The sequence below is a fragment of the Rossellomorea sp. KS-H15a genome (assembly GCF_024195245.1).
In the GTDB taxonomy this organism is placed as follows: Bacteria; Bacillota; Bacilli; order Bacillales; family Bacillaceae_B; genus Rossellomorea; species Rossellomorea vietnamensis.
In genome coordinates, this window is the sequence record NZ_CP096886.1 from 3,713,370 (window position 1) to 3,725,824 (window position 12,455).

Annotated in this window: 21 protein-coding genes; 2 read left to right on the forward strand and 19 right to left on the reverse strand. The window is 40.5% G+C overall.

The features are described from left to right. Positions 1-109: 109 nt before the first annotated feature. Positions 110-1,075, forward strand: a complete 966-nt coding sequence (locus M1J35_RS18985; RefSeq protein ID WP_254651942.1) for a quinone oxidoreductase family protein — start codon at positions 110-112, stop codon at positions 1,073-1,075. 43 nt (positions 1,076-1,118) lie between these two features. On the opposite strand, the gene M1J35_RS18990 is transcribed toward M1J35_RS18985, so the two are convergent. The 9 genes from M1J35_RS18990 to M1J35_RS19030 all read right to left on the reverse strand — a co-directional run bounded on the left by M1J35_RS18990 (position 1,119) and on the right by M1J35_RS19030 (position 6,713). Continuing rightward, positions 1,119-1,571 carry a GNAT family N-acetyltransferase gene (locus tag M1J35_RS18990; protein WP_254651943.1) on the reverse strand — a complete coding sequence of 151 codons (453 nt, stop codon included), beginning with the start codon at positions 1,569-1,571 and terminating at the stop codon, positions 1,119-1,121. 270 nt (positions 1,572-1,841) lie between these two features. Then, a complete protein-coding gene (locus tag M1J35_RS18995) occupies positions 1,842-2,537 on the reverse strand; it encodes a hypothetical protein (protein ID WP_254651944.1) in 696 nt (231 codons plus the stop codon). Then, complete coding sequence (locus M1J35_RS19000) at positions 2,524-3,066, reverse strand: RNA polymerase sigma factor (RefSeq protein WP_254651945.1); 543 nt, start codon at positions 3,064-3,066, stop codon at positions 2,524-2,526. The genes M1J35_RS18995 and M1J35_RS19000 overlap by 14 nt, the downstream gene beginning before the upstream one ends. A 10-nt stretch (positions 3,067-3,076) precedes the next feature. Continuing rightward, positions 3,077-3,601, reverse strand: a complete 525-nt coding sequence (locus M1J35_RS19005; RefSeq protein ID WP_254651946.1) for a hypothetical protein — start codon at positions 3,599-3,601, stop codon at positions 3,077-3,079. A gap of 151 nt (positions 3,602-3,752) precedes the next feature. After that, positions 3,753-3,947, reverse strand: coding sequence for a hypothetical protein (locus M1J35_RS19010; protein ID WP_254651947.1), 195 nt, complete (start codon positions 3,945-3,947; stop codon positions 3,753-3,755). Between the two features lie 84 nt (positions 3,948-4,031). Continuing rightward, positions 4,032-4,370, reverse strand: coding sequence for a hypothetical protein (locus M1J35_RS19015; RefSeq protein ID WP_254651948.1), 339 nt, complete (start codon positions 4,368-4,370; stop codon positions 4,032-4,034). Between the two features lie 21 nt (positions 4,371-4,391). After that, on the reverse strand, positions 4,392-4,919 hold the full coding sequence (locus tag M1J35_RS19020) for a chloramphenicol phosphotransferase CPT family protein (protein WP_229593850.1): 528 nt from the start codon (positions 4,917-4,919) through the stop codon (positions 4,392-4,394). A 257-nt stretch (positions 4,920-5,176) separates the two neighbouring features. Further along, positions 5,177-6,196, reverse strand: a complete 1,020-nt coding sequence (locus M1J35_RS19025; RefSeq protein ID WP_254651949.1) for a DUF4179 domain-containing protein — start codon at positions 6,194-6,196, stop codon at positions 5,177-5,179. Next, a complete protein-coding gene (locus M1J35_RS19030) occupies positions 6,189-6,713 on the reverse strand; it encodes a sigma-70 family RNA polymerase sigma factor (RefSeq protein WP_254651950.1) in 525 nt (174 codons plus the stop codon). Before M1J35_RS19030 ends, M1J35_RS19025 begins: the two co-directional genes overlap by 8 nt. A 164-nt stretch (positions 6,714-6,877) precedes the next feature. Here M1J35_RS19030 and M1J35_RS19035 point away from each other — a divergent pair, with 164 nt between their 5' ends. Beyond that, positions 6,878-7,372 (forward strand): hypothetical protein, encoded by a 495-nt coding sequence (locus M1J35_RS19035; protein WP_034756866.1) that lies wholly within the window; start codon positions 6,878-6,880, stop codon positions 7,370-7,372. Between the two features lie 40 nt (positions 7,373-7,412). Here the strand turns inward: M1J35_RS19035 and M1J35_RS19040 are convergent, their stop codons facing one another. The 10 genes from M1J35_RS19040 to M1J35_RS19085 are packed head-to-tail and all read right to left on the reverse strand — an operon-like array spanning position 7,413 to position 12,447. Further along, the gene (locus tag M1J35_RS19040) at positions 7,413-7,826 is read right to left on the reverse strand and encodes a hypothetical protein (RefSeq protein ID WP_254651951.1); all 414 of its coding nucleotides are present in this window, start codon (positions 7,824-7,826) and stop codon (positions 7,413-7,415) included. Further along, positions 7,823-8,032, reverse strand: coding sequence for a hypothetical protein (locus tag M1J35_RS19045; RefSeq protein WP_254651952.1), 210 nt, complete (start codon positions 8,030-8,032; stop codon positions 7,823-7,825). Before M1J35_RS19045 ends, M1J35_RS19040 begins: the two co-directional genes overlap by 4 nt. A gap of 49 nt (positions 8,033-8,081) precedes the next feature. Then, entirely contained in the window at positions 8,082-8,594 is a 513-nt protein-coding gene (locus M1J35_RS19050; protein WP_254651953.1) for a phosphoribosylanthranilate isomerase, read from the reverse strand. Next, on the reverse strand, positions 8,578-9,123 hold the full coding sequence (locus M1J35_RS19055; RefSeq protein ID WP_254651954.1) for a GNAT family N-acetyltransferase: 546 nt from the start codon (positions 9,121-9,123) through the stop codon (positions 8,578-8,580). Before M1J35_RS19055 ends, M1J35_RS19050 begins: the two co-directional genes overlap by 17 nt. 14 nt (positions 9,124-9,137) lie before the next feature. Further along, positions 9,138-9,899: a hypothetical protein gene (locus M1J35_RS19060; protein WP_254651955.1), complete on the reverse strand. Its 762-nt coding sequence runs from the start codon at positions 9,897-9,899 to the stop codon at positions 9,138-9,140. After that, entirely contained in the window at positions 9,896-10,357 is a 462-nt protein-coding gene (locus tag M1J35_RS19065; RefSeq protein ID WP_254651956.1) for an NUDIX hydrolase, read from the reverse strand. The genes M1J35_RS19060 and M1J35_RS19065 overlap by 4 nt, the downstream gene beginning before the upstream one ends. Before the next feature lie 55 nt (positions 10,358-10,412). Beyond that, the gene (locus M1J35_RS19070; protein WP_254651957.1) at positions 10,413-10,592 is read right to left on the reverse strand and encodes a hypothetical protein; all 180 of its coding nucleotides are present in this window, start codon (positions 10,590-10,592) and stop codon (positions 10,413-10,415) included. 36 nt (positions 10,593-10,628) lie between these two features. Continuing rightward, positions 10,629-11,006: a hypothetical protein gene (locus tag M1J35_RS19075; RefSeq protein ID WP_254651958.1), complete on the reverse strand. Its 378-nt coding sequence runs from the start codon at positions 11,004-11,006 to the stop codon at positions 10,629-10,631. A 12-nt stretch (positions 11,007-11,018) separates the two neighbouring features. Then, on the reverse strand, positions 11,019-11,636 hold the full coding sequence (locus tag M1J35_RS19080) for a histidine phosphatase family protein (protein WP_254651959.1): 618 nt from the start codon (positions 11,634-11,636) through the stop codon (positions 11,019-11,021). A 40-nt stretch (positions 11,637-11,676) separates the two neighbouring features. Further along, positions 11,677-12,447 (reverse strand): Cof-type HAD-IIB family hydrolase, encoded by a 771-nt coding sequence (locus M1J35_RS19085; RefSeq protein WP_254651960.1) that lies wholly within the window; start codon positions 12,445-12,447, stop codon positions 11,677-11,679. Positions 12,448-12,455: the final 8 nt, after the last annotated feature.

Sequence of the window (12,455 nt, forward strand, 5' to 3'; positions counted from 1 at the left end):
CATTACAAACCATTAGTCTTGGACTTTGTGTCAGATAAGCTCTTCCCTAGTCAAAAATCAAACAACTGGTTACACTAAAAGAGAATGATGTTAAAGAGGAGAGTACATAATGAAAGCACTTGTATTTGAAAAGTTTGGCGGACCGGATGTCCTCCACTATCAGGAGATTGATTCTCCCCAAATAGGACCGGATGAAATGTTAGTGGAAATGAAGGCAATCGGTCTGAATTTCGCCGATGTATATAGAAGAAAAGGGAATTATCACTTAGCAGGAGATCCACCGTACATTTGTGGATATGAAGGAGCAGGCGTCGTCAAAGAGATTGGAGCCAACGTGCAAGGAATGGCTGTTGGGGACCGCATCGCTTTTGCCGATGTACCTTATGCGAATGCGGAACTTGTGGGCGTGCCAAAGGATAAAGCCATCCCATTGCCGGATGACATATCGTATGAAACGGCTGCATCCCTTTTGTTACAAGGACTTACAGCTCATTACTTAACGAAAGACAGCTATAGTATCAAGAGTGGGGATACCGTTTTAGTCCATGCTGCAGCCGGCGGAGTAGGACAACTCCTCGTTCAAATCATTAAGATATTAGGTGGCACAGTCATAGGATTAACGTCTACGGAAGAAAAAAGGCAGGCGGCGCTTGCGGTTGGGGCCGATCACATGATTTTATACAGTGAAGACTGGAAACAACAAGTCCAGGATGTGACAGATGGTAACGGCGTGGACGTGGTATATGAATCAGTCGGTTCGACTCTGATGGACAGTTTCGAATCAACGCGCATCGGAGGGACGGTCGTCTTCTTCGGTATGGCAGGAGGCGATCCTGTTTCAGTTGATCCCCGGATGCTGATGGACACCTCGAAAACCTTGACCGGCGGGGATTTATGGAATGTATTGACGTCTCACGAAGAACGGGTAAACCGTTCCCACGAATTGTTCGGATGGATTCAGGCAGGTAAGCTAAAGATCTCTGAACCAACGGTCTTTCCTTTAAGCGAGGGTGCAAAAGCTCATGAGTATTTAGAAAGCAGGAAAAGCACAGGGAAGATTTTACTAACCCCTTAAATAAATTGAAAGTGACCCTTTCCAACTCTGAAGGGGTCTCTTCTTATAAATCCTGCGACAAACGGATCATATCCCTGCACTGAATTCCATTTTCGTAAATCTCTTCAGGATAATGTCTGACGAAGAAGTCCAAATCCACTCCAACAATCCTGAAACCACATTTTTGATAAAGGGCCAATTGACCAACCCCTGAATTCCCGGTCCCAACTTCAATAGTCTTGTACCCTTTCTCCCCAGCCACCTTTATGGCATCCATCACTAGCTGTTTACCGATTCCCATCCCATGCATCTCTTCTGCAACCGCCACATTCACTAGCTCGATGGTTTCCGGTCTTGTGGGCACTAATACGTACACGCCAACAATTTTCTTTTCGAGCTCCGCTACAAAGCATTCTCCCCTGGTGGTATATTCCTTCACAATGGTCTCTGAAGGATCTGCCAGGAGAAGCAATTTCATGGGAAGTTCTTCAGTCTCGTTTAGTTTCTTAATAATCATTTCCTACCTCCACTGATTCACTAAAATTTCCAATCTTAGAATAACTTATTCTGATCAACACATGAAGAAAAAATATTCATCTAGGCATATCACCTTTACTAACCTGAAAATAATAGTATACTGAAATTATTCTTCATCTTGAAGATAGTGGTTTAAGGCAGGACCCCTTATTGTAAATCGAAAAATTCCTTATTTGTAGCGGCTTACCAGTGTTGTTGGTAAGCTATTTTTTTGTTTATTATACATTACTACTTTTTAAGTTACAGAACATTACCGCAGATTTTGGTTAATATCTTTAAACTCTTTTTCACTCCTCAAAAATTCCGATGAAACATATTGTGTCGTATCCTCAATTTTATTCACAAGTCCGACCATCTTCATGCCGGAATATTCACCTTTACCCCGTTGATACCAAAATACATTCTTTCTTTTCTTGAGGTTTTCTCCTCTTTCACCAATCTGATTTTTAATAGATTCATTCTGTAAATGTGGATAAAGGAGCACCTTAACGATATATTCTTTATCTTTTTCAAGTCGGTCAGTTGTATATTGAAAATAGCCCTCTGAAGTGGTTGACACTTCTTCTTTTCTAATTAGCGTTTGGCCATCCCTTTCAAGGTGTTCAATTGTGAGTATTGCGCCTTCCGGTAAACCGGTCTCTCCTTTTATAACGATTTGGTTAGGGAAATTGTATACTTTTCCAGACAGGTCGTAAACGTTCTCATTTTGATTGGATGAAGACTGAGCTGAATCGGAAGTATGCTCTGGGTTGATAAGATAGTAACCTGCAAGAGGAGTAAGGATAAGAAGGGTCATAAGCACGGCTAGATTAGGGCCCGCCGATTGGAAGAGTCGTCGTTTCCAGTCCCTTCTATGCGCTTTCCTCCAAACAGTTTGGAATTCAACTGTCGACTTTTCATTTTCATCAACATGATCAAATAACTTCTTTAATCTATCTTTCTTCATATAACCCCGCCTTGGTAAGATCAAATTCCCCCTGCAATTCGAGACGCCTCAATTGCTTCAGTGCTGTATTCAACCTGGATTTCGCCGTGCCTAAGGGTATTCCCAGAATTTCTGAACACTCTCTCAATGTGAATTCCGAGTAAAAATGTAGAACAATGAGCTCCTTGCTTTTCCACGTAAGAGAATTGACGGCCATCCACAACTCATGCATACCACCTGACTTCAAGAAACTCTCTTCTATAGAATTAATTTGGTCCTTGGCCACTTCATCAGAAAAGAGCGTAAAACATTTCATTAGCTTCTGTTTCTTCATGACAGTTTTGGCAACATTCATTGTTATGGTGTAAATCCAAGGTTTAATTGGCCTCGTGTTATCGTACATATCGTACTTACTCAAAAGGCGGATAAACGTCTCCTGTGTTATATCATCTGCTAAACTGCGTGATTTTGTTAATAGCAAAGCTGTTCTGTAAACATAGTCTCTATTTTCCCTGAAAATCTGTTCTGCCCTCGACTCTTCAATAAACATTGAGAAAAATTCACTCCCCTCCACTACTTGTTTCTTCAGGGTTATTAAAGTAATCCAATAAAATGGTCCTTTGACCCGCACTCCCTTTTTCCACCGCATAAATAAAATCAAATAACTGTATTCGTGTATATTCATTTCCGTCTTTACGATCCTTTACCAAGCCTGGTGATTCTGCCCTAATATTCTCACCATTACTACCGTATATCTTCTTAATATCGTCAGGTTGTTCTTCGGGGTTAAACGAAACCACTAATTTTTGATTCTCACCTTTTTCATCTCTCGAAAAATTTGCACTATATGTTTTGTCCTTGGCCACTTCTACAATGTCATCCTCCAGCACCCTATTACTCTCAATATCTTTTAATTCAACCCTGATATGCGAACCCGCCTCTAATGAACTGGTACCGTTAACTGAAACCTTGTTGCCGATAGTCTTAACGTTTCCTGCCATTTTCACTTCTTTTTTGGATGCGACACAACCGCTGCATATTAGTACTAGAAGTCCCATTATAATTAGTATTTTATGATTTCCCACTCTCTTCTCCCCCTTAATCCTGCTTAGCATTCAACTCTATTACTAATAAACTGTTAAAAGGGTTCGGTGGTAGATCCATTTTTTTCTAAAAAAACAAGCGAAAGAGCTCCACTCCTAACAAAGGTGTGAAGCTCTGATTATATCCTTTTACTTATTCCAACTCTTTCTTCTTCTGATCAGATTCCTGAATAAATCTTATAAGAAACGCAGTCCCTGCACAGTTTAGAATAATACTCGCACTAAGGATGACAGCCCACAACGGGGTTGGGAGCGGGAGAATAAATGATAATACTAAGACTAAAATTCCTGCTAATACAAATACGATACCTTTTGTTGCACGATTCATGAATCTTCCTCCAGGAAAAAAATTAAGATATTATATATTTTAACATAAATATCCATTATCGACGGTTGTTGCTTTTGATATGAATTAATTCACTACCTCCCAAACACGGCCATCTTCCATTGGGATGATCTTACCTAGAAAGCCAAAGGTTCTGAATGTCAGTTCTTCTCCCGTCTCATAGTCATAAGTCCTCTCGTAGGAAGAAAAAAATCCAACGTTTCTAAAATGGCCGGATCGTCCCCAGACGGCTTGATTGTCCTTTTCACAGTAGTTAACTCCTCCATCATTTGTACAAACAATGTCATTCTCATCCAACATCCATTCCTCCATTTCTTCACTCGTTGGAGAGGAATAATCCAATAGGGCAAATAACATGATGAATATAACGATTCCTGGAATGAACATTTTCTTTTTTGATAACACAATAAACCACCTTTAATAAGCTTACACTTTTTGTTTAATCAATCGAATGCATCCCTCAGCCGATGACTTGGACGTATCCACCTTTACATCATAATTCATATCTTTGTGCACGATAGTAGCCTGTGATACAGCCATTCCTTCAATCCGGTCCCCGCGTTCTTTCTCACGTGCAGCAGCGACGTCCGGATCACAGAAGACACCGACCCATAGTACCTGGAGTCCGTCCAAGGCAGTCTCCCATTTTTCACGTCCCTTCACTCCGCTTAAGAAGACATCATCGATGATGATCCGGGCACCTCTTCGTGCCATCTCTCCGATACCGTGCATCCAAGCTGTTTCCAGTTTTTGAAATTCTGTACCAGGGTGGACCGATCCGTCTCCATTAAAGGTAAGCCCGGAGTCTTTCTTGAGCATGGCTTCAGGCATAGACTTGATCAGGTCATCTATGCCGAATCTCAGCCATGGCTCGGTTAATGAATTCTGTAGGTATCTTGCCAGGGTTGTTTTACCGGAGCTTGATCCGCCGTTTAGGATGATGATATTGGTCATTTGGGGTTACCTCCAATTCTATTTGAGTGTTTTCATAAAAGGGTAGCTGCCTTTTAAGCTTAAATGTGGCCTGTATTATCGTTTCATAATGACTTCCGAAAACCGTAGCTGCAATAATGATCCGATTTCCAACCCATATAATCCACTTTTTTGATATATGATCCGCCTTGAGAAAATAGGGTCCGACTTAAGGATTTATAATCTGGTTTGAGGATTATTGAAATTTAGGAATTAATCGAAATCAACCTGTTCTTCACTTATTCATGAATTCGCATTTCAAGCTCAAGGTCTTCTAGAATTTCATCTTCACCTTCAGGATTTTTTATTATAGGGGTTATGGTTAAAGACCCTACATCCTGTATCGGCTCAAACAGAACTTTACTTTTGAATTGCTTTCTATTATCAATATTCTCGATAAAAATCATATCTTTTTTTATCATGTCAACTGCTTCTCCAGTATCTGTTATTATATTGAATTCGAGTGCTTGTTCATTAAAGTCATCATTATTTGAAGGAACCGAAAATGTATAGTCCATTTTTGTACTGCTTGGAGTTAATTTGATAGATTCAATTGTAAAAGTATAGTCTTTGGTAGTAACAGTTTTCTCAAGATGAATGACAGTGTTTTGTTCTGCTTTACTTGCAGTTAATTGAAACTTCCAGTGACCTTTTTTATTTAACACTTCCGTTACATCTATAAAAAAATTAACTTTATCTTTTGACTTCGGCAAATCATTGTCTTCAATGGTAATGGTTCCAGTAATATAGTCATTTTCTAAAGTAGAAAGAATGGAATATCCAACTTCCTGTGAATCAACTTTAATATCTGCCTTTGCAATGCCTAAGGTCTTATATTGTTTCATCGTTTCAGGATCCTTTTCTTTAAAAGGGATTGAGTATCCTATTTCTAATCTTGAATGATCATAATAAACGTCTGTGACAGTCATTGAAATTCCATTTTGATCAACTGTTTGACCAATGGATTTCACTAAACCTTTCTCATCTGCAGTTTCTAATCCAGCATCTGTAAATGGCAATACAGAATTGATGAATGGAATCTTACTTAATACATCTGCCATTGTTGGGGAAACGTACCCACTTCCCAATAAGATAACAAGGAAAAGAATTGCGGTTGCAACAGAATATAGAATTTTTTCACTTCTTCTATCCTTCCTGACACTTCCAAATATCCCCTTTTCAATTACAGCATCTAACTCATCGATCGGTACCTCTACATTCTCAACATCATCTTTGAATTTGCTAATAACTTTATTCATTTACACAATCCTCCCCTATCAAGCTTCGTAGTTTCTGGAGAGCACGATGAAGGTTCGATTTTACTGTACCTTCAGGAAGATCCAATATTTCCGCTATTTGTTTCAGTGTTTTGTCTTGATAATATTTAAGAATAATGATGGTTCTGTACCGATCCTTCAGACCATCGATAGCATCAAATAGGTCTAATTTGTAATCACTTTTAAATTCTCTAAGTCGAATATCATCTAGGATTTCTAAGTCAAGTGGGATGACTTTTTTCTTCTTTTTTATAAAGTCCAATGAGGAATTGATCACTATCCTCATTAACCAGCTGGAAAAATAATTCGGCTCCTTAAGATTCTTTATGGATACGAGTGCTTTATATATCGAATCCTGAACAATATCCAGTGAATCATCCTTATTTTTTGTGTAAAGGAAAGCAGTCCTGTAAATCTTCACCTTTTCTTCCTCAATGAGTTGAGCAAATGCTTTTTTATCTCCCTTTTTTGCTTTTTCTACCAACTTGTATTTATTCATATTGCCCTCCTTTCTTTCATTTATTAGACATGTCAGGGGGCCAGACAGTTCCAATAAAAAGAAAAAAGTTGGCATTTCGTTATATGCTAGCTAATCAGTTTATGCGAAATTCATTGAAACATTTTCCATCTCCACCCGTATAGATTGATAAGGGGGAATAATTGATGAAAAAACTATGTATGTACTTTCTCATAATTACGTCACTTTTCACTTTTATGGCTGGATGTACCTCACCCAAAGAAAGTGATACAAATGCAGATACGATTCAAACCTTTTTAAAAGATGAATTTACAGGACCTGATAAAGAGCTATCGGATGCATTTAACCAGGAAGGGGCATTTCCTCCTGAGTTAAAAGAGTATGTAAAAGAAACCTATAAGCCTCTCGTGATGGATTGGGAAGATCTATTGAATAAGAATCATATCCTGTTATTTCACCGCATTGCTTATGAAAAAGGATATCAATTGAAGCCGGTCAATATTGAAGTGAAAAAGGATCAAGACCTCGCTTATGAGTATGAAGTCAAAGTGGAATATAGCAAGGATGGGGAAACCGATACCGCAAAGGTCAGTGGCCGTATAAACCTCAATGATGATGGAAAGATTGTGACGAACCGAAATATGGATGATGGGGGATTATTGGAGAAGTTGAATCAGTAAGACCCAACTTAAGGGACCTTCTAAACGATGAAGGTCCCTTTTATTTTTCATGTCTTTCAATCTTCAAAACATCCTCATAAGGAGTCAGATACTCTTTACCATCCGTTGTAAAATCCGCTTTTTGACGATTGATTTCAGTATACTGAACCACCCTGCCTTCATGAAGAAAGACGAGTAAGTAGATATCATCCCTGTTGCTGATATTATTGGAATCTTCGTATTCAACCTTAAGCTTCTTTTCTATACTTTCTTGTGAGGTATAGGGTGGAAACAAATAGGCTTTGTCCCATTTGAAGTCCGCTATTGAATGAATCTCAATCTCCTTGTTTTGCAGTTCTTTCACCATGAAATCCACTGTATTCTCAAATGTTTTATTCTGCTCGGCATCACTGCTACTACAGGCTGTGATAACCATTGCCAGGAAGAAAAAAGCGAGCGTCCTCAACGGATTCATGCAGAAGGTCCACCCCCACCACCTGTTTGATTATTCGCGTTCGTGGATTGTTGGGAATGCTGAACCGACTTTTGATAAGCTTCGTCTCTTGGATTGGAAGAATTCTTTTTAATGCTGTCTCCATAAAACTCCATTTTCCTTGAACCGATGAATATACGGATGGCAAAATATAGAATGACGATTCCCAGAAAGATCAAGAAATACATGATTACACACCTCCGGAATTTGGTTTATATTCACTGTAACATATATGGTTTATACGTTTTTTTCTTTATGAGAGTTTACATGTTTTAAATACTCGATCTTCCCCAAGTCCTTATGATTATTCTGGTCTGCCCGGTAGCTGTCCTTGGAGGAAGCTTCGTACACACGCAAATATTGTTCGGGATTCAACAGATAATAGGTCACTTCTTCCTTTCGATGCATCTCTAAACCCTCCATCCGAACTCCAGCAAATTCCGGCAGCGTATCGATGATCCCAAACTCCACGGATAATCCATCTTTCGAAAATTCATGTTCATGCAGATCAATCAGCACATAGTCCATGGAATTCATGACCTCAACAATTTCATTCCAGTTATGTATGGATGTTTCAGCCGGCACTTCCCATCCCCTCTTATCGCCAGGCACATGGATGTCCAGATCCTGTGCATCCCAGCTACTTCCGGTGACCACTTCCAATCCCACCGAACCCATTAGCAGTGGCGTAATTCCGACCCCATTTAGCTTTCTGGCAATCTTAAAAAATTCATTAAACTTTTGGGTCATAGACAAATTCCTCCCTGAGAATACTCATCCGCAGTCGGTCGACGAACTCTCCGTTTCTCAATCGATCCTGCCTTAAAGTGCCTTCTTCCACATATCCCATTTTCCTGTAGGAATTAATGGCTTTTTCATTATCGATCTCTACTCTTAGCCATATCTTGTTCAACCCGAGTTCCTTGAACCCCCATTGAAGCATCTCGCGCATGGCTGCTAACCCGTAGCCTTTTCCCCAGTAATTTTTATCACCAATCGCAATCCCAAGTTCTGCATGTTTATTTAACCGGTCAATATTTTTTAAATCAATCCAGCCGATGTGTTTGCCTTCTCCCGTCATGATCGCCTTTTGTTCATATCCATTGGTTTTGTTGATGCACATGTCGATCCAGGCACGGGTTTCTTCCAGGCTGAAGGGAGGATATTTTTCCGGCATGTTTAAGTGTTTGGTCACTTCTTGGTCCAGACACCAATGGTATCGGTCTTCTGCATCATCCAACGTCAATTCTCTTAGTGTCACATATGCGGTTGTTTTCATAGTCATGATTCCTTTCAAACTTGTATGCTTTTATAATGCTCTAATATCTCTGTTAGAATTTCTTCGCTGTATCCCGTTTTCCCATGAATCCTTTCAGCCCACTCAGACACCGTTTCAAGCTTCGGGTCTTTCATCAATCCTTCTGTCGTACTCAGAAAGCTCTCCCAATTATAAAACTCCCAATGCGCCGTTTCAGATTGGTACGGGATTCTGCACTCCAATAATGGATGATTCTTTATCATATGTTGAGAATGTTCAGCAGCCTTCAAGAAGATATCCATCTCGATTCGTTCAGTCTGGAAAACCTGTTTCGATACTTTTCCATTAGGTCGATGATACAGGATTTCAGTTCCTGCTGGATGAGCTTGAACCTGCACCTTTGCAGCAGGAAAGAAACCACTTAATTTTTCGTTGGAGTAATCGGGACTCTTCGTATCTATTAAAATCGGCTTCAACCATTGATCGCCCAGGTCACAAAGGAATCGTTCCCCTTTTTCATTCAGAGCGATGACGGCCGCATGAGCCTCTTCCGAATTCAGGTTATGACCGACGGGATACGCCTCGACGCCGTCTCTTTTAAATTCATCCAGTAACCAGAGAGCGAGATCGAAACAATTCCCCGACATGCCGTATTGTTCCCGATGTTCACGCATAAGAGAGACATCCCGCTGCTTCTTTACACTCCCCTGATGATAAAACCAGACTTTCGTTAACGTTTCCATGGGAAAATCATTAAATTTTGTCCATGTTTTCAATATGCTTTCTGAAGCGTTCATACTTGCACCTTCTTTACTTGATCTATGTATGGCATAATATAGCTTTTATATTCATCCGTTAATCCACCCGGCAGTTCATACAGTTTGAAAAATCGGACTTCAACCGATTCGGTTTCATCGATGTCCATTTTTCCCCTCACATCCTTTGTGACATAAACAGCCGTGACGGAATATAGTTCATCCCCATTCGATACTTTGAAATAATAGTCCTTACCGGAGAAGATATTTACAAGGGTCAGTTCCCCAATCTCAAGACCGGTTTCTTCCTTCACTTCTCTCCTTGCCGTCTCCTCTAAACTTTCACCCAGTTCCATCAATCCTCCCAGAAGCCCCCAGCCACCGTCTGTCCGGTGTTGGAGAAGGACTTCCTGTTGGTCGTTTAAGATGATGACGACAGCCCCGGGGAGAATGAGGGGTCTGGTGCCAACGAGTTTACGCAGATCTTTGACGTAGTTCATTATTTTCCTCCTTGTGCCATGTACCATAACGATCATTCAACCTGATTCAAGAACATCACCCTTTATGTCTTGCTTCTTCAATCTTAATACTTCTGATTTTCGAAACAATAAAATTCATCAGAAACCCAACGACTAAATAAACCAGTAAAAGTACATCTTTCGCTTCTTTCCAGATGAATCTTGTCGCAACAAACAGGGCAAGCGATCCCAGCACGGCTGTCAACCACAACCCCACTTGAAACGTTTTCTATGACATAGAATCCATCCTTTTTTAATTTTTTTCTAGAGTAAATGTTTCCTCTTGATCATCCCACTTCACCGTTACCTCTATCTCGGAATCTTCATTCATTTTGACATTGGTCGGATTCGCTTCTCTGCTGTCCCGGATGACTCCATTTTCTTCAAGCGTCACACCCGCTCTACCAAACTCTCCGTGGTCCTCCTCGACTGTATAGCCAATGTCACCAACAGAATCAACATCATCCCCTACGTACTTCAGGACGAAATCCTGTTTTTCAAAATCACTGGACTGATTGACGCTTAGGTCACCTTTCCAGTGATCGGATTCACCTGAGAAGGAGAAATCTTTGGTGTTGCAGGCAGTTAACAGAAGAATCGTTCCAATTATGAAAAGTATTTTCTTCAGCATGTGCTCATCCCCTTAACTTGATTTTTCCCGATGCGATAAATCCCCCTCCATTACAATCCTGCTCCCCTCTTCCCATAACTCAACAACGGTAAGACTGGTATCATGAATGAATGGAGGTTCCCATAATCTCTCCAAGGGAAGGTTTTTGAAATAAGCTAGCAATGTTTTGATGACAACAGAGTGGGTAACGACTAAGATATTCCCTGAATCGTAGATCTCACGAATCGAGCTCATACATTTCAATACTCTGTCCCTTACTTCATCAAAGCGTTCTCCACCCAGTGGTTGATAAAGATGAGGCGTATTCCAAAATGAGTGAAACTCGTCGGGATGGTTCGCCTTAATGTGTGAAACCGTTTCTCCCTCCCAAATCCCCATATTGATTTCCCTCAATCTTTCATCCATGATGATCGGAATTTCGTTGTTACCCCTAATTAAGCCTGCTGTCTTTTCGGTTCTTTTACTTGGACTTGAATAGATGGCCTCGAACTCAACCTCTTTCAGTCTGTTTCCTAAAAGCGTGGCATGTTCTTTCCCTTTATTTGTGAGGCTTGAATCTCTCCAGCCCTGCATTCTTTTTTCCGTGTTCCACTCGGTTTCTCCGTGCCTTGTAATATATAAGGTTAGCAAAACAATCCTCTCCCTTTAAGCAGGTATGAACTGGTATGAACTAGATCACACCGAATCTCTCCAATGCAAAAGTGATTCCATCTTCACTGGATTTTTTGGTCACATAATCCGCAACCCTTTTCAATCTGTCACTACCATTTCCCATCGCAATCCCAAGACCCGCAAGTTCCAGCATATCCACATCATTATCCCCGTCACCGAAAGCGATGGCTTCAGATGGTTGCAAATCATAATAATCTAATACTTTCTTTATGGCTAATGACTTTGACACATCTTCTTGCAACACATTTAACACGTAGGGATGCCATCTTCTGAAGGTAAGATGAGGAAACCTCTGTTGATATGATTTCACCACTTCATCCGTTGCAAATAAACACATCAAGTAGACATCCTGTTCACCAATAAGATCGGCCTGCACAGGATATTCATCCAACGATAACGTTTCCTTCAATGCCCGGGCTATTTCTTCTTCCTCCACTCCGTTCATACAGAAGCTTTCGGTATAGAAAGAAAGGCCATGCTTGCCATGGGCGAAATCCACAATCTCTTTTACCAGATTCCGGTCCATGGGAACTTGATGAATCACTTTTTCGTTATGTTTGACATAGCCGCCATTTGCTGTGATAAACGTATCGATTCCTAAATCCTTTATCTCCTGGCACATGGATAAGGGTCGTCCCGTTGCTGCCACCAATTTGAACCCTTTGTTCTTTAGTGTATGTATGACGTCTTTCGTCTTATCTGGTATGCTCCCATTTTCGTGATGAGTGATCGTTCCATCGATGTCAAAGAAAACGATTTTGTACTTCATCTGTCTCC